The sequence below is a fragment of the Massilia sp. Masssp93 genome, assembly GCF_059491295.1.
Genome location: NZ_CP168502.1, coordinates 6,639,662 through 6,656,817 on the forward strand (window position 1 = coordinate 6,639,662; position 17,156 = coordinate 6,656,817).

At 64.6% G+C, this 17,156-nt stretch carries 13 protein-coding genes and 2 pseudogenes; 10 read left to right on the top strand and 5 right to left on the bottom strand.

All coding sequences use genetic code 11. From position 1 onward, the window contains the following. Positions 1-64: 64 nt before the first annotated feature. Positions 65-1,489, bottom strand: a complete 1,425-nt coding sequence (locus tag ACEN9Q_RS27870; protein WP_495626728.1) for an HD domain-containing phosphohydrolase — start codon at positions 1,487-1,489, stop codon at positions 65-67. Positions 1,490-1,639: 150 nt separating this feature from the next. On the opposite strand from ACEN9Q_RS27870, the gene ACEN9Q_RS27875 reads away from it, so the two are divergent. Continuing rightward, positions 1,640-2,422: an alpha/beta fold hydrolase gene (locus ACEN9Q_RS27875; protein ID WP_495626729.1), complete on the top strand. Its 783-nt coding sequence runs from the start codon at positions 1,640-1,642 to the stop codon at positions 2,420-2,422. A 110-nt stretch (positions 2,423-2,532) separates the two neighbouring features. Further along, positions 2,533-3,117, top strand: coding sequence for an aminoacyl-tRNA hydrolase (gene pth, locus ACEN9Q_RS27880; RefSeq protein WP_056449038.1), 585 nt, complete (start codon positions 2,533-2,535; stop codon positions 3,115-3,117). Positions 3,118-3,138: 21 nt separating this feature from the next. Here pth and ACEN9Q_RS27885 read toward each other — a convergent pair whose 3' ends face one another. Both ACEN9Q_RS27885 and ACEN9Q_RS27890 read right to left on the bottom strand, forming a co-directional pair. Beyond that, a complete protein-coding gene (locus ACEN9Q_RS27885; RefSeq protein WP_495626730.1) occupies positions 3,139-4,569 on the bottom strand; it encodes an HD domain-containing phosphohydrolase in 1,431 nt (476 codons plus the stop codon). A 122-nt stretch (positions 4,570-4,691) separates the two neighbouring features. Further along, complete coding sequence (locus tag ACEN9Q_RS27890) at positions 4,692-4,901, bottom strand: cold-shock protein (protein WP_056449032.1); 210 nt, start codon at positions 4,899-4,901, stop codon at positions 4,692-4,694. Between the two features lie 301 nt (positions 4,902-5,202). Here ACEN9Q_RS27890 and ACEN9Q_RS27895 point away from each other — a divergent pair, with 301 nt between their 5' ends. Beyond that, positions 5,203-5,721, top strand: coding sequence for a GNAT family N-acetyltransferase (locus tag ACEN9Q_RS27895; protein WP_495626731.1), 519 nt, complete (start codon positions 5,203-5,205; stop codon positions 5,719-5,721). Positions 5,722-6,843: 1,122 nt separating this feature from the next. Here ACEN9Q_RS27895 and ACEN9Q_RS27900 read toward each other — a convergent pair. Continuing rightward, positions 6,844-7,446: pseudogene (locus ACEN9Q_RS27900) on the bottom strand (DUF3857 domain-containing protein); the annotation flags it as partial. A gap of 107 nt (positions 7,447-7,553) precedes the next feature. On the opposite strand from ACEN9Q_RS27900, the gene ACEN9Q_RS27905 reads away from it, so the two are divergent. The 5 genes from ACEN9Q_RS27905 (at position 7,554) to ACEN9Q_RS27925 (ending at position 11,691) form a co-directional block, all read left to right on the top strand. After that, entirely contained in the window at positions 7,554-8,576 is a 1,023-nt protein-coding gene (locus ACEN9Q_RS27905; RefSeq protein WP_495626732.1) for a patatin-like phospholipase family protein, read from the top strand. Between the two features lie 299 nt (positions 8,577-8,875). Further along, positions 8,876-9,274 carry a Panacea domain-containing protein gene (locus ACEN9Q_RS27910; protein WP_495626733.1) on the top strand — a complete coding sequence of 133 codons (399 nt, stop codon included), beginning with the start codon at positions 8,876-8,878 and terminating at the stop codon, positions 9,272-9,274. Next, complete coding sequence (locus tag ACEN9Q_RS27915; RefSeq protein WP_495626734.1) at positions 9,264-9,881, top strand: hypothetical protein; 618 nt, start codon at positions 9,264-9,266, stop codon at positions 9,879-9,881. Before ACEN9Q_RS27910 ends, ACEN9Q_RS27915 begins: the two co-directional genes overlap by 11 nt. 179 nt (positions 9,882-10,060) lie before the next feature. Then, on the top strand, positions 10,061-11,152 hold the full coding sequence (gene ychF / locus ACEN9Q_RS27920; RefSeq protein ID WP_056449024.1) for a redox-regulated ATPase YchF: 1,092 nt from the start codon (positions 10,061-10,063) through the stop codon (positions 11,150-11,152). Between the two features lie 431 nt (positions 11,153-11,583). After that, a complete protein-coding gene (locus tag ACEN9Q_RS27925; RefSeq protein ID WP_495626735.1) occupies positions 11,584-11,691 on the top strand; it encodes a phage integrase central domain-containing protein in 108 nt (35 codons plus the stop codon). Between the two features lie 306 nt (positions 11,692-11,997). Here the strand turns inward: ACEN9Q_RS27925 and ACEN9Q_RS27930 are convergent, their stop codons facing one another. Then, positions 11,998-12,468, bottom strand: coding sequence for a hypothetical protein (locus ACEN9Q_RS27930; protein ID WP_495626736.1), 471 nt, complete (start codon positions 12,466-12,468; stop codon positions 11,998-12,000). A 536-nt stretch (positions 12,469-13,004) separates the two neighbouring features. Here ACEN9Q_RS27930 and ACEN9Q_RS27935 point away from each other — a divergent pair. Both ACEN9Q_RS27935 and ACEN9Q_RS27940 read left to right on the top strand, forming a co-directional pair. After that, positions 13,005-13,468 (top strand): annotated as a pseudogene (locus ACEN9Q_RS27935) (integrase core domain-containing protein); the annotation flags it as partial. A gap of 179 nt (positions 13,469-13,647) precedes the next feature. Then, entirely contained in the window at positions 13,648-17,148 is a 3,501-nt protein-coding gene (locus ACEN9Q_RS27940; RefSeq protein ID WP_495626737.1) for a DEAD/DEAH box helicase, read from the top strand. Positions 17,149-17,156 lie beyond the last annotated feature (8 nt).

Here is a 17,156-nt window from a genome sequence, read left to right on the forward strand (position 1 = left end):
GTCCGGCGGTGCACATCAAACCCGTCGCGACGCGAGTCCGGCGGGTTTTTTGTTGCCCGGTGTTTTAGATGAGGCCCAGGGTCAGCGCCTTGAGCGTGGCCGCGGCGCGCGTCGAACACGCGAGCTTGCGGAAGATACTTTCCACGTGCGTGCGCACGGTCGACGGACTGATCCGCATGACCCTGGCCGCTTCCTTGTTGCTCTCTCCCAGGCTGATCCGGCGCAGGACTTCGATCTCGCGCTCCGACAGCACGTTCTTGCGCGGCGTGCTCGCCGGCGCCGCACCGCCGGCCGCCGCGATAACGCAGCGCACGGCGGCCGCATCGAACGCGCCGGCCTGCTCCGTCAGCACTCGTGCGGCCTCATGCGGGGCATGTGCGGGACGCCACGGGCGCGGCATGCACAGCGCCACGTAGGCGCACGCGGCCGCGAGCAGGCGGTGCGGCAGGCCGAGCGCATCGGCGTCCAGGTTGCGGAAATAACCGCTGCCGTCCAGCCGCTCGTACGCGTGCGACGCCAGCGCGGCTTCGAGACGCAGCGACGGGATCTGGACGCCGGCACGCGCGGTCCAGTACGGCACGAGCCGGATCTTTTCCCAGTCGGCGGCGCTGAGCCGGCCGTCCCGTTCCCACACCGTGTTCGGCACGGCCGCACGGCCGATGCCGTGGATGAGCGCGGCGCGGCCCAGGCATTGCCGTTGGGCCGGAGACAAGTCGGCGTGCACGGCGGCCGCTTCCGCCAGCCCGGCCACCTTGCGCGAATAGCCCGCCAGCCAGGGCAGCTTCAGCTCGATCATGTCCGCGACGATGCTCAAGGGCACCTGCCGCGTCAGCAGCGGGGCGTCCGCGGCGGGCGCCGGCATGTCCAGCTCGTCCAGCCAACCCTGGGCGTGACCGGTGAGCGTGCGCACGAGCGCCGCCGGATACTTGCGGTCGGCCATGTTGCCGATCATCCGCAGCGCATCCGCGAGGCCATGCGTGCGCGCGAGGATTTCGAGATCGCCGGCCAGGCTCGTGTAATAGACGGCGGTCGGGATGGCCGCTCCGCTCAGCCGTTCCGGCAAGCCATTGCCGTCGTAATGTTCCCAGACGTGGCGCAGGCCGGCCTCGACTTCCGCCGGCAGACCCAGCAGGCCGGCGATGTCGCCCGACACCTCGCAATGGATGCGCGCCAGCGGCGTCACGCTCGTGACGGTCAGCGGGTGGTTCGGCGGCAGCGTGTGGGTGAGCATGGCGTCGCGTCCGCCGACGTCGTCGCCGAGCAAGGTGGCGAAGCCGGACGCATTGGCCGTGCAGCCGGACCAGCGCAGCAGCGCCACGAGCCGGGCGTGGGCACAGGCATCGGGCGCGGCGCCGTCGGCCTGCGCGAGGCGCGCGGCCAGGCGCGCGGCGCGGATCGAGCCGTCGGTCGGCTGGCCCATGGAGAGGTCGCCGACGAGGGCCAGGGCCTGGACGGCATCTTCGACGGAGACGGTGTTGTCGATTTGCATGCCGGTACTGTAGTGACAATGACGCGTGCCCGCAAGCCGCCCGGTCTTTCGGCAGGCGCCGGGGTCGGTCGATCGACCGATACTCCTGCCGGAGCCGATTCTCTACACTGGCTTCCATCGACACCCCGACAACGAACCCAAGGAGCCATCATGAAAGCATCGATTTCCACCACCCTGCGCAACCTGGCCGCTGCGGCCGCCATCGCCGCCGCCGCCGGCACCGGTGCCGCGCACGCCGCCACCGCCGCCGCGCAACCGTCCGTCGTCATTGTCCACGGCGCGTTCGCCGACGGCTCCGACTGGGCCAAGGTGATCCCGCTGCTGCAGGCCAAGGGCATCAAAGTCACGGCCGTGCAGAACAGCCTGACGTCGCTGGCCGACGACGTGGCCGCGACGAAACGCGCGATCGACAACCAGCCCGGCAAGGTCGTGCTGGTCGGCCACTCCTGGGGCGGCACCGTGATCACGGAAGCGGGCGCCGGCGACAAGGTCGCGAGCCTCGTCTACGTGGCCGCCTTCGCGCCGAACGCCGGCCAGGCGACCAGCGACCTCGGCAAGGACCTGCCGCCCGCGCCGGGCATCACCAAACTGACGGTCGACAAGTTCGGCTTCGCCAGCCTGTCGCCGGCCGCGTTGCACGAGAATTTCGCCCAGGACGTGCCGGCCGAGCACGCCGCCGTGATGGCCGCCACGCAAGGCCCGATCGCCGTGAAGGCCTTCGGTGAAAAGACGACGGTCGCCGCGTGGAAGAACCACCCGAGCTGGTACATCGTCAGCAAGAACGACCGCATGATCCAGCCCGACCTGGAGCGCGCGTTCGCCAAAACCATCGGCGCCAAGACGACGGAGTTGCCGACCAGCCACGTGCCGCAGCAGTCGCGTCCGGCGGACGTCGCCCGCGTCATCCTGGAGGCGGTGGCGGCCAGTAAATAAGTGATGATGACGCGGCGGCTGCACGGCCGCCGCGTTTGCCGTCATCTAACAGATCAGCGCATGCGAATTTCCGCGATAATCGGAGTTTTACACGCACTGATTGATGTTTTATGCACATCCGCCTGATCGTCGGCCTCGGCAACCCCGGCCCGGAATATGAACAAACCCGTCACAACGCCGGCTTCTGGCTGGTCGACAACCTCGCCAACTCCTTGCCCGGCTGCCATCTGCAGCGCGAGTCGCGCTTCAACGCCATGGTCGCCAAGACATCGATCTCGGGCAAGGACGTCTGGCTGCTCGAACCGCTGACGTTCATGAACCGCTCCGGCCAGTCGGTGGGCGGGCTGGCGCGCTTCTTCAAGGTCGGTCCGGAAGAGATCCTCGTCGTACACGACGAGCTCGACCTGCCACCCGGCGCCGCCAAGCTCAAGCGCGGCGGTTCCTCCGGTGGACACAATGGCCTCAAGGACATCACGGCCGCGCTCGGCACGCAGGACTACTGGCGCCTGCGCCTGGGCATCGGCCATCCGCGCACGCTGAACCTGCAGCAGGCCGTGGCCGACTTCGTGCTGCATCGTCCGCGCCGCGAAGAGCAGACGCTCATCGAAGAAGCGATCGACAAGAGCTTGCGCATCATTCCGATGGTGTGCGAAGGCAAGATGAACGCCGCGACGATGCAGCTGCACACGGACTGACGCGCACGCGCACCCGGTCGCTCAGATGAGCCCGCGCGCCAGCGCCTTCAGCGTGGCGGCGGGACGCGACCCCGCTTCCAGCTTCTGGAAGATATTGTCGACGTGCATGCGCACGCTCGCCGGACTGATCCGCATGGCGCGGGCGGCTTCGCGGCTCGTCTCGCCGTGGGTGATGTGGCGCAGCACTTCCAGCTCGCGTTCGGACAGCAGGCGGTCGCGCACCGGCGCGGACGGCACCGCGCCGTGCGCCGCTGCAAGGACGGCCTCGACGGCATGCCGGTCGAAGCGTCCGGCCGCCGCCTGCGCCGTCATCAGGGTCGACGCGGCGGCGGCGCCGTGCGCGGGCCGCCACGGGCGTGCCGAACACAGCGATATAAACGCGGCGGCCGCGCCGAGCAGGCGTTCCTGCATGCCCATGGATTCCGCGCGCGCCTTGCGAAAATAACCGCTGCCGTCGAGGCGTTCGTAGATGAACGAGGCGAGCGTCGCTTCGCCCTGGATCGCGGGGATCTGCGAGCCCGCGCGTGCCGTCCAGAACGGCACCTTGCGCACCTGGTCCCAGTCGGCCGGATCGAGCTTGGCCGGCCGTTCCCACACGACGTTCGGCACCGCCGCCTTGCCGATGCCGTGCAGCAGCGCGGCCCGCACCAGCGGACTTTCTTCCAGCGCCAGCATGCCGGCCAGTGACGCGCTGCGCCGCGCCAATGCCGCGACGCGACGCGAATAGCCCGTGAGCCACGGCAGTTTCAATTCGATGACGTCGGCCACGACCGACAGCGGCACGCGCCGGTCGTGGCCGGGGTAGTCGGCCGCGCACGACGGCTCCTCGAGCATGTCGAGCCAGTCCTGCGCGTGCGGCGACAGGCGTTGCACCAGCGTGACCGGATATTTGACGCCGGCGCGCTCGCCGATCAGGCGCAGGGCCCCGGCCGTGCCGTGCGCGGGCGCCAGCACTTCGAGGTCGCCGGCCAGGCGCACGTGGAACACGGCGCGTGGGATGTTCGGGGCGAACAGCAGATCCTGCATGTCGCCGCGGTGATGGCTGCCGAACAGGTGGCGCAGGCTGTTCTCGACGTCGCCCGGCAACCCGAGCAGCACGGCGATGTCGCCCGCCACCTCGCACTGCATCTGCGCCAGCGGCAGCACATTGGCGAACGTGAGGCCGCTGTGGCCGGACAGCGTGCGCGTGACCATCGCATGGCGGCCGCGCACGTCGTCGCCCAGCAGGTGCGCGAACCCGGCCGCCGTCGCCGTGCTGCCCGACCAGCGCAGCAGCGCGACGAGGCGCGTGCTCGTGCACGCATCCGCACCGTCGCCGTTTTCCTCCGCGATCCGCGCGGCGAGGCGGGCCGTGCGGATCGAGTGGTCCGGCGGCAAGCCCATGGACAGGTCGCCGACCATCGCCAGCACCTGCACGGCGTCCTCGACGGTAATGGTTTCATCGGGTTGCATGGCACTAATGTAACGGCCATTGCCATGGCGTACAAGGCGCGCGAACTGTCGCGTGCGCGACGTGATGAGCAGACGTAAAAAAGCCCGCTCGAAGCGGGCCCTGGATGCGGCAGGCGCGAACGTCAGATCGCGCGGATATTGCTTGCCTTGTCGCCCTTCGGGCTGGGCGCGCGCTCGAACGAGACGCGCTGGTTTTCGGTCAGGCTCTTGAAGCCTTCCGACTGGATGTCCTTGAAGTGCGCGAACAGATCGTCGCCGCCTGCGTCAGGCGCGATGAAGCCGAAGCCTTTGGAATCGTTGAACCATTTCACGGTGCCGGTTTGAGTCGTCATGTAGATACCTTCATTCAATAGATGTTGAGAGCGGAATGCCCGATGTGCATCGCAACCAAGAGATGTAACCGAGGGGTATCAGACGGGAATGCCCGGACGGGCGAGACGGGAAAGAAACCAACAATAACGACGACTTGATGAGGTGCAGGGTGAAATATACAGGCGTTGCGCCGGATCGCCTAAGCATTTCGGATTGGATGTCGGATTTATTTTGCCCGGCTGCGGATCGCACCGGTGCGATCCGGCGGCATCAGGGCAGATGGGGGAAGATAGCGGTGCCGATCAACCATTCACATCCGACATGCAATTGCAGATCAGACGTTATCGCACGGACGACCGGAAGGCCGTGCTCGCAGCCTTCCGCTCCAACGTGCCGGCGCACTTTCCCGCGTCGGAAGCATCATGGCTGCGTTCCGCGCTGGACGATCCGGACGGCCCGCTGTTCGTCGCCGTCGACGCCGGTAACATCGTCGGCTTCGGCGGCTACGAATTGTCCGAGTTTTACGACCTCGGCACCCTCGTGTTCGGCCTGGTGCGGGCCGATCGCCACGGCACCGGCATCGGCCGCGCGCTGCTGGCCTACCGCCTGTTGCACATGGCCGGCCGCAAGCTGCGGCCGCGCTACGTGACGGTCGACACGCATCCGCACACGGCCGGCTTCTTCCGCCGTTGCGGCTTCGTCGAGCTCGCCCGCTGGCCCGGCGGCTACCGTTCGGGGCGCGATCGCGTGGACCTGCGCTTCGACCTCACGGACGAGGCCGTGGCCGCCCTGCGCGCGCGCGGGTGGCGCGACGCCTTTGTCCGCGACGCGCGCCCTTGAAGCCGGCGCAGAGGGAATTCCTGCGACGACGATCCGGCTGCGCAGGTCGCGCCGGATGCGCGCCAGTGCCGGCCGCATGGCGCGGTCGTCCGCCGGCGTGCAGGTCGCGCGGCCGTGGCGGACCGTCAGGCGGCGCCTGACCAGGACGGCACCGTTCTCGCGGGTGTAGGTCGATCGATAAAAGATGCCGCCGGTGATCACGCTGGCGGGTCCGGGCAGCGCCGCGACGCGCAGGCCCTGCGGCAGGCGCAGGCGGGTCTCGTCCTCGACGTCGATGGCTGCGCAGACGAAGTCCAGGTGGCGTGCGCGTTCCCGCATCAGGCTGGCCACGGCGGCGTCCACGGCGCTCCCGGCGTGATCGGTGGTCGCCAGCGATCCGTTCGTCCACAGGCCGCCGCCGTCGGCGCGGACTACCGTGCGCACGGGTTCGGCCAGCGCGCCTGTCACGGTCCGTTCCGCCGTGGAGGTGCCGTGTTCGATGTCGACGGCCGCCACCGTGCGGACCGATTGCGGCTGCAGCACGGGCGTCATCGCGAAGGTGCCGCTGTTCAGCAACAGCACGGGCTTGCCCAGCAGGGCAGGCGGCAGGTCGCCGGCCTTGACGGACGCCGCCAGGTCGACGAACAGGGCGATATCCGGCACGTACACGATCAGGTGGTCGAGCACGCCCAGCGCCGGCGCGTCCGGCAAGGTGTAGACGTTGCCGCCGTTGACGAGCGCCGGCGTGCTGGCGATGCCGGCGGCGGCCAGCAGCGCTTCCAGCAGCGCGGCGCGGTCGCGGTCGTCGCCGCGGCGCGTGTCGAGCACCGTGGCGGCGGCATGCGGCACCACACTGAGGGCGCCAGCGCCAGCGCCGGCACTGGCGTCCATCGGGCGGATATTTTGTCGAACCCATGCGGACAGCGCCAGCACGCGGGCGCGCGTATCGGGCAGTCCGGCCGTCAACCGGTGTGCCAGCGTCGCGATGGCCGGGGAGGGCAGGGCCTTGCCGGTCGTCGCCGCGCGGAAGGCGGCGGCAAAGGCCGGGTAATCGGGAACGGTCGAGACGACCAGGCGCCGGCCGTAGTCGAGGACGCTGACCGCGTCCGCCTCGATGCGTTCGTTGGGCCCGTTCACGTAGCGCCACTGGTAGCGCCGCCGGCCCGGCGGACTGTCGCCCGGCATCGGCACGAAGCCGACGGCATCCGCATGCAGCGGCATCGACGGCGGCATGTCGTAGACCAGCACGGTGTTGCGGTGGACGAGGAATGGCATCACCGCCACGTCGTCGAACTGGCCGGGAAACGGCGGCGTGTGGCGCCGCACGACGTAGTGCACGACCTGCCGGTCGCCCGCCGCCGCATCGGGAAACACGATGGTCGTCGCACGCGCCGCGCCATCGTTCTGGCTCACGATAGCGCCGGACCGCACCGGAATCCGCCGTCCGTCGGGCTTCTGCGTGTAGGCCTCCACGGACACGATCTCGTCCAGCGTCGTGCTGGAGCGGATGGTGAACCGGCCGTGATCCGGCACGGCGCGCGCTGCGGCGAGGGTGCGCGCGTCGTCCACCGCGAGCCGGTACGTGCCGTCCGGCTCGACGACGTAATGCCGGACGTGGCGCTCGACGATGACGGAGGGATCGGTGCCGGTATCGATGCCGGCGCCGGCGCCGGCGCGCGCGAGGCCGCCGGTCGTCAACAGCGCAACCATCATCCAGATTAGCTGGGCACAATATCTATTGATCATGCGGGCTCCAGACACACAGGCCGGAAGGGCGACCGGACCATGTTACGGAGGGCCGCCGGATGACCCTTGAGGCTACGCAACCGTGTCCTTCCTGCGATAATTTCGGGATGAGCGCACTTACCTTCCACGCGGGGCCGGCGGCCCAGGCCCAGATCCGCGCGCACGGCTTGCGTGCGCGCGACATCGGCGTCGTGCCCGCCGCGGCCGGCGGGCCCAAGGGACTCGTGTTCCGCGCCCTCGACCAGTGGGTGTTCGGCGACTGGTTCGCGCGCGCGCCGCGCGAGCGCATCCTGATCGGATCGTCGATCGGCGCCTGGCGCATGGCGGCCGCCTGCCAGCGCGATCCCGTGACGGCTTTCGCGCGCCTGGGCGAGCTCTACAGCGGCCAGCGCTACACGTCGACCAGGCCCTCGCAGGACCAGATCGACACCGTCGTGCAGGGTCTCCTGAACGAATTCGTGCGCGGCCACGAAGACGACATCGTCAACCACCCGCACTACCGTCTGCACGTGCTGACGGTGCGCGGCAAGCGCGCCCTGGCCGCGCCCGGCCACCGCCGCGCCGAGATGCGCGGATTCGCCGCGGCGGCCCTGCACAATCTGTTTTCGCGCGACAAGCTGGCGCATTTGCTGGACCGCGTCGTGCTCGCCGACCGCCGCGCCCACGCGCCCTGGCTGCGCGACCGCTTCGACAACTTCGCCACGCATTTCTCCGCGCTGACGCCGGCCAACCTGGCGGCCGGCCTGCTGGCCTCCGGCACCCTGCCGATGTTGATGAAACCGGTACGCGACATCGCCGGCGCGCCGCCCGGCCATTACTGGGACGGCGGCATCGTCGACTACAACCTGGCGCTGCCGTATGCGCGGATGGCGGCGCAGGCGCCCGCCGACATCGTGCTGTATCCCCATTTTTCTGAACACATCGTGCCGGGCTGGCTGGACAAGGGGCTGCCGTGGCGCCGCGCCGCGCGGGCCGAACCGCGGCTGGCTCGACAACGTGCTGATCGTGGCGCCGAGCCATGCATTCCTCGCCAAAATGCCGCGCGGAAAACTCATCGACCGCAGCGATTTCAAGTTTTATGGCCTCGACCACGATGCCCGCATCCGCGCCTGGCGCCAGGCGATGGATGAGGGGGAACGGCTGCGCGACGAATTCGCGGCCTTCGTCGAGCGGCCGGACGTCCGGCGGTTCCATCTAATTTGAAGCGAGCCGAGGGTTTAGCTGACGTGGGAGCGCCACATGGCTTACGAAACTCTCCAAGAGCCGAATACAACGCCGAAAGGAGGCCTGATGCCTGTGCTATCATCTGTACAAATACACAGTAAAGATCTACTGACAGCAATGAAAGGAAAGCACAATGGCCTCTGCGCTTGAGGTGGCCCAAGCGTTCCTCAATCTTGCGAGGAACGAGGACAGAACACTTACGAACATGCAACTCCAGAAGTTGGTGTTCATTGCTCATGGCGTTCATTTAGGTGCGTTTGAAGGCGAACCGCTGATCGAAGACGAGGTTCGGGCCTGGGATTTCGGGCCTGTCATTCCTGTGTTGTATGAAGAACTCCGCAGATATGGACGCGGCCAGATTGCTGATGATTTAACGCCCCCTGGTCATCGCCTGCCGTTCGGTCCTGATGGGACGGAAATGGATGCGATCCGTACAACGTGGGAGACTTATCGCGATAAAGGAGCATGGGAGCTGTCAAGGATTTCTCATCTGGAGGGAAGTCCTTGGGATCGAGTATGGCGCAGACGAAAGTACGCGCCCATTCCCAACGATGTGATCAGAGACTATTACCAGCGACATTTGGATGTGACGAATGCCGACTGATGAGCAACTGAACAATAGTTCCAAGGCAGATAAAAATGAAGGCGTGGCGAAACCAACGCCGCGGGCGCGCCCCAAAAAGATAACGATCAGACTTGACCCTCAGTTAACGGGGGAGAGTGGCAGGACCGCGCCAACTCAGACGGACGATCCAGATCCGTCCAAGAGCCTGGATGAGTATCGAACAGCTCGTCTGGAAGCCGAGTTGAACGAGCTCAAGCGTCAACATGAAGAGCGCAAAGACCTGCACGGCATCCGGACCAAGCATGCGTGGTTGCTGTTCTACCTTACGGTGGCTTGGGTGGTCATTGTTTGGTTCGTCATCCTTCTCCAAGGTTTTGGTCAGTGGTTCTTCCCAACACCTCCATTGACGCCCAACCAGTTCTACTTGAAGTTCAAATTGTCGGATACGGTCATCGTCGCCTTCATGACATCGACGACTGCAACGGTACTTGGGCTGTATGGTATTGCTGCTTATTGGATGTATGGAAATGGCAAGTTAAAAGAAGAAAAAGGGAAGACGGACAAGAGTAATAAACATGCGTCGAAACCGAAAAAAGACGATGCCGACAAAGCCTCATCAGACGACGATGAGGCCGGCAACACATAGGGCATGCAGCGCTCCTGACGGCTGCGGCTTGCCTTGGTTCGTCTGCTTCGTACGACGCGCTTCCAAGGAACGCAGGACAAATCGCCGCATTTCCGCTCGGTTGCCGTGAAGTTGCAGTGTTCGGCGGCAAGCGGAGGTAAAATACAGGGTTTCGTGAATCCGAACCCAGAAAGCTTCCCATGAGTCTCAAATGCGGCATCGTCGGCCTGCCCAACGTCGGCAAGTCCACCCTGTTCAATGCCCTGACCAAGGCCGGCATCCCGGCTGAAAACTATCCGTTCTGCACCATCGAGCCGAACGTCGGCGTCGTCGAGGTGCCGGATCCGCGCATCGACCAGCTGGCCACCATCGTCAAGCCGGAGCGTGTCGTCAAGGCGATCGTCGAGTTCGTCGACATCGCGGGCCTCGTGGCCGGCGCGTCGAAGGGCGAGGGCCTGGGCAACCAGTTCCTGTCGCACATCCGCGAGACGGACGCCATCGTCAACGTCGTGCGCTGCTTCGAAGACCCGAACGTGATCCACGTGGCCGGCAAGGTCAGCCCGATCGACGACATCGAAGTCATCCAGACCGAACTGGCGCTGGCCGACATGGGCACCGCCGAGAAAGCCCTGCACCGCGAGCAGAAGAAGGCGCGCGCCGGCGACAAGGACGCCATCAAGCTGGTGGCGATCCTGGAAAAGCTGCTGCCGCACCTGAACGAAGGCCAGCCCGCGCGCACGCTGGGCCTGGACGCCGACCAGCTGGAACTGATCAAGCCGCTGTGCCTGATCACGGCCAAGCCGGCCATGTTCGTGGCCAACGTGTCCGAAAGCGGCTTCAAGGACAATCCGCTGCTGGACCTGCTGACGGAATTCGCCAACAAGCAGAACGCGCCGATCGTCGCGATCTCCGCCGCCATCGAATCGGAAATCGCCAACCTGGACGACGCCGACAAGCTCGAATTCCTGGCCGACCTGGGCATGGAAGAGCCGGGCCTGGACCGCCTGATCCGCGCCGCGTTCAAGCTGCTGGGCCTGCAGACCTACTTCACGGCCGGCGTGAAGGAAGTGCGCGCCTGGACCGTCCCGATCGGCGCCACCGCCCCGCAGGCGGCCGGCGTGATCCACACGGACTTCGAACGCGGCTTCATCCGCGCCCAGACCATTTCCTTCGATGACTACATCGCCTACAAGGGCGAAGGCGGCGCCAAGGAGGCGGGCAAGATGCGCGCGGAAGGCAAGGAATACATCGTCAAGGATGGGGATGTGTTGAACTTCCTGTTCAACGTGTGAGTCGAGCAAGCCATTTCAGGGGGGGGGCAGGAGTTTGCAAAACCTGCCTGAAAATTCTGAAGAAAGCCCCGTAGATCGGGGCTTTCTTGTTTCGTGTTGTCGCACGCAACAACTTGCGCATATGCTGCGCAAGTGCATACGGCGGTGTATATGATGAGCGCGTTGCCACAACGACCTCACTTACATGCTCACCGATGCTCACCGATGCTCACCGATGCTCACCGATGCTCAGTGCCGCGCTGCAGAGCCCAAAGAAGGTACCTATCGTCTCAATGACTACAAGGGCTGTAGCGTGACTCTCGGCGAGGCACGCGAGAAATGTGACGTTGCGCGCAAGCTGGTGAGGGAGGCATCAGTCCGGTCCAGCATCGCAATGAAGGACTGGGAAGAGGTCACAAGACGCCGGCTGGACATGCCTGGAGCGCGTCGTATTGCCCTCCATCGGCAAGCTTCCTGTTCGCCAGATCACTTCGGCTCATGTGCTCGACATTCTTACCAGGACGGTAAAGCGCGGCGCGCCAGATATCGGGACAATTTGACCTTCGACAGTGCTGCGCTTGGTATATGTTCCAAATATAAAAAAACAATCAGTAGCGCTGCGATGATCATTCGACTAAAAGTCATTATAAAAAAGAAATTGGGCGAATTAAGTAATTTCGCCCAAAGAAGAGTTCCGACTAGAAGATAAGGCGCCTGCCCTGAAGAGCCGATGGCTAGACATAATTAATAAAATAATTAAAAATAACTATAATGTTCTATTGTTTTAATGGCAAATACAAAATGCCTTCATTATTGCGTGACACGATTAGATCATGCTGATACGGGCCGGGCCGCATTCCGTGGCTTTATCGGATCAAACGATCCCGCAACCATTTTACGCTGCCTCTTGGGCCGCGAATAATAATTGATTTTTCAGAGCTAAGTATAAAAAAGCTATTTTCTTTCCAAGACAAAACAGCAGGCAATTTAGAGATGTATAAAGCAGTTGTCATGCCCAGATCGTCCTTTTTTTTATACCCTCGAAATCTGAGTAGCTCATCAATCTTTTTCAACGTGGACGCCGCAGCGAACTCAGACTTGAACTCAGCAATAAACTCTTGAGGCAGGGCAATAAACAATGCTGGGAAAGCGCCAAGTGTGACGCCGGTACAGACAGTTCCGAAAACTTCAGGTTCGGTGCTGGTCCTCGTAATTAGGTACACGACCCCAATTAGCAGTGCATAAAATGCAATAAATGAAAGCAACTGCGAAATCGATTGAATTGGCACAATCTGCTGCCAAACCGGACTCACATCGCGAACTTCAGAAATTTTCATATAAATAGGAGGCGAAAACGCCCCTCTTTTCGGCAATTAGCCACCAACAGCATAGCCAGTACCGTTGCCAACAACCCAACTAGCCATCGAGCTAACGATGCCTGCACCAGATACCATGTCGATTTCTTCGAATGCCAAAGTTTGCATATAATTTTTCTCAAAAAATAACAAAGTCAATTTCGGCCCAATAACCATATTTTGCTTTAGATCACTGCATAAACAAAAAAATTATAAAGGCCGCATAAGTATCAAAAGATATCACCGGAAAATCGAAGCTTGGTAAATTCTCTTGAAGGCTTCAATGTAGTTAATTTATTTCTTGAGATGCTCACAAATTATAACAAAATAGGAAAAATTACATTACAAAAATTTAACTTGAATTTTAGAAATGGTTAATGTTATTAGGGTAGATGCTTTGTGCTATTGATAAAATACATTGTCAATAGTAAGGTTGAGCTTCCTCACCTGATACCCGAAGACGAAAGTATGTACACCTTATTGGAGCATCGGCCTATCTGGGCAGGTTGCCATAGAGCTGGTCGATGGACTTCATGCATGACCAACTTGCCGACGGGCGCAGCATCCGCCTGTTCAATGTCCTCAATGATTTCAATCGGGAAGGACTGGGAATCGAGGTCGACTTCTCGCTGCCCGCCGACCGCGTCGTCAGATCACTGGACCGGATTATCGAATGGCGCGGCAAACCAAACGCGATCCGCTGCGACAACGGCCCAGAGTACATTCGCGCAGTGACATTGGCTTGGGTCGCCAGACGCGGCATCCGCATCGATTTCATTCTGCCAGGCCAGCCTCAGCAAAACGCTTGCGTCGAGCGTTACAACAGGACCGTGCGCTACGATTGGCTGGCGCACCACCTCTTTGAAACGCTCGACGAAATCCAGGAATTTGCCACTCGATGGCTGTGGACCTACAATCACGACCGGCCCAACATGGCCTCGGCGGTATCACACCAAAACAAAGACTTGCCCTTGCCGCCTAACCTCGACTTTTAGCGAGCGCTAAAAATGGGGGATTACCCCTCCGGTGCCGGCGACGGCGCCACTTTGTGTCTAGGAATTTGCTACTTGTCTATGTTCCACGCCATTGTGCAGGCTCGCACAACGTTACATACTCGGGCGATGAATTAACATAAGCGTTATGAGCCCGGAAACAAGCGATATGAACGATCCCAAGCAGCAACACCCCGCCGACCGCATCCTGCGCTTCTGGCACCAGGTCGAGTTTTTCATCCCGTTCGACCTCGAACAGCAGGTCATGGAGGCGCCGGATGCGGAATGGGCCGTTCAGGCCTGGTCCGTGGCCGCCTTGCGCCGTGCCGAACGCCCGCTATGGACGCCGTGCCTGCCGCCGGGGCGTGAACTCAGCGGCTTCGACGTGTATTTCGGCGTGTTCGACAAGTCGATCCTCGCCGAGGTGACGCGGCAGGTGCTGCAGGCGTCGCTGACGGCCGACGAAACCGTCGAGCAGGACGAGCGCGCTGCGTTGGAGGGCTTGACGTGCATGGCGAAACTCAGGATCGGGCCGGCCGGCGAACCCGGTCTGGACGATGTTTCCGTGTCCACCGCGCCGTGGGCGCTCGGACGCATACAGCGCGCCGGTCGACTGGATGCGCTGGATTTCGATGCCTTCCAAAACGGGATCGAAGATCTCAAGGAGTCGCTGCTGGAATTTCGCCGCGCGCGGCCGCCCGCCTGGGCGCAGGTGGAGGGCACGGGCGAGCCTGTCCAGCTGCCCGTTCCCCTTTCCGCGCAAGAGTTGTTGGCGTTGCAGGCGATCTTCGAGGACTGGACGGGATTCGCGCCCGGCGCCGGACGCGACGGCGTCGCGGCGATCGTCGTCCGGGCCCGCAGTGTCGAAGAGAACCCGAAGAAGCGGCAGGCGAATGCCAAGGCCGCCGCGGAGCGCAACGGCGGATCGCGCGTCGCAACGGACGACGATGACGATGACGACGCCGCCGGCGGCGCGGACGAGATCGAAGTCGAGATCCTCAACAGTTTTTTTGCCAAGGACATCGAGCGCGCCATCGCCTCGCTGGAACGCGGCACGCATAGCCCGGCACTGCGCGCTTATCTCGCGCCGCTGCCTCAGGAGCAGCGCCTCGACCTGTACACGGCGCCCGGCAGGGAGGCGATTCTTGCGGCACTCGCGCCGGCGCGGCTGCCGTCCGCCCACTGGCCGGGCGAACCCGCGCACGCGATGAGCTTGATGCAGCAGTTCGCCATCAACAGCCTGTTCGAGCGGCTCGAATCCGGCGGCGTTTTTTCCGTGAACGGGCCGCCCGGCACCGGCAAGACGACGCTGCTGCGCGACGTGTTCGCCGAACTGATCACGCGGCGCGCCCGCGTGCTGGCCGGTTTCGCGCGCGCGGGCGACGCATTTGCCGACGTCGTGCAGGTAGATTTCGAGAACGAGGGGCGGTGCGCCGTCGCGCGCCTGCGCCCGGAGCTCGCCGGCTTCGAAATGGTGGTCGCGTCGTCCAACAACGCGGCCGTCGAGAACCTCTCGCGCGACTTGCCCAAATCGAAGGCGCTGGGGAAAACCGGCAAGACCCCGTGGCGCGACGCACAGGGCGGCGCGAAGGCGGGCTACCTGCGGACGGTGGCGCACAACATCGCCGCACGCACCGCCAAGGGCGATTATGCGAAGCTCGATGCGGACGACGCGCCCTGGGGACTGGTCGCCTGTGCGCTCGGCCGCAAGCGCAATCGCACCGACTTCGCGTTCCGCCTCGCGGCCGATGCGAAACGGGCGGAATGGCCCGTCAAGGGATTCGATCCCGACGTCCATCAATCGATCTGGACGTGGCGCGAAAAATATGCGGGACCGGGTTTCGCCGAGGCGCGCGCGGCGTTCGCGGCGGCCGACGCGGCGGTTGCGCAACGCATTGCGCTGCTCGATCGCTATGCCGCTGTCTGCATGCGGCTGCGCGGCCGGACCTGTGCCGTGTTTTGCGCCGAGGCCGACGAACGGCGGGCGCGGGCGGCACAGGCCCGCGCGGACGCGCAGGCGGCGCTCGCGCAGCTCGACGACGAGCAGGCCTTGTGCGGCCGCCAGCTGGATTCGCTGCGTGAAGAGCTGCGCCTGGTCGAACGGACGCGCCCCGCATGGTGGTTGCGCTGGTTGCGGCGTGAACGCGAGCAGGCGTTCCAGGCCGAGCAGGCCGACAACCTGCGCCTGCAGCGCGAGTGGCTGGCGCGCCGGCGCGCCGTCGAGGCGGCGATCGCCGACGGTCGCCGCAGTGTGCAGGACGCCGTCGCCGGCGATGCCCGGGCGCAGCGTGCGCTGGCCGAGCGGGCGCAGGAATGGGAGACGCTCCAGTGCGAACGCGACGCGCTGGCCGGGCAGTTCCCGCAGATGAATGGGCCCGACGGCGCGGCCACGCTGGAGGACCCCGGCTGGCAGATCCAGGGGCTCTGGCATGACGAGACGGTCAACGCGCTGCGCTCGGCGCTGTTCGTCGCGGCGCTGGCGCTGCACGAGGCCTGGCTCGCCGAAGTCCTGCAAAGCGGGGGCCGATTCGGCAGCAACCTGGTGGCCGTCACCCGCCTGCTGGGCGGCAAGAAGCTGCTGCAGCGCGACCATGCGCAGGCCATCTGGCAAAGCCTGTTCATGGTCGTGCCGGTGGTGTCCAGCACGTTCGCCTCGATCGCGACACAGTTCCGCGACCTGGGCCCGGACAGCCTCGGCTGGCTGTTCATCGACGAGGCGGGCCAGGCGGTGCCGCAGGCGGCGGTCGGCGCGCTGTGGCGCGCCAGGCGTGCCGTCGTGGTGGGAGATCCATTGCAGATCGAGCCCGTGTTCACCGTGCCCATCAAGCTGATCGAGGCGCTGGCCCGGACCGCGCAGCTGCCCGCCGGACAACCGGTCGAGCCGCACCTGGCGTCGGTGCAGAACCTGGCCGACGAGGCGAATGCGCTGGGCGCGCGGATCGAGGTCGACGGCACGGACCAGTGGATCGGCAGCCCGTTGCGGGTGCACCGGCGCTGCGTCGATCCGATGTTCACGATCGCGAACCAGATCGCCTATCGCGGCAAGATGATCTATTTCGACCAGCACGACCCGGCGTTGCGCCTGCCGCCGTCCGACAGCCTCGACGTAGGCCCCAGCGCGTGGGTCGACGTCGGCGGCGCGGCGCAGGACAAACAGGCGGTGCCGGAGCAGATCGAGCTCGTATGCAGGGCCATCGTGCAGCTCACCCTGCGCACGGGCGAGCTGCCGGCCCTGTACGTGATTTCGCCCTTCCGGCGCATCAAGGAGGCACTGGCCCGCAGGCTCGTGAACGGCGCCGCCTGGCCGGCCGGCAGCCAGCCGTCGCCGCGCGTGCTGCGGGAGTGGTGCCGGACCCGCATCGGCACGGTCCACACCTTCCAGGGCAAGGAAGAAAGCATGGTCTGGATGGTGCTGGGATGCGACGCCGCGACGCGTGGCGCGGCCGTGTGGGCGGCCGGCAAGCCGAACCTGTTCAACGTGGCCCTCACGCGGGCGCAGCACCGTTTTTTCCTCATCGGCGATGCGCGGCTGTGGGGCGGCTTGCCCCACTTTGCCGACGCATCCCCGGCGCTGCTGCCGAGGATCCGTCCCGACGTCTTCCTCCGGCGCGTCGGGACGGGAACCGCGGGTGCGATGGATGCGTCGGCCGGGACGTGCGTCAACGGCTAGCCGCCGCG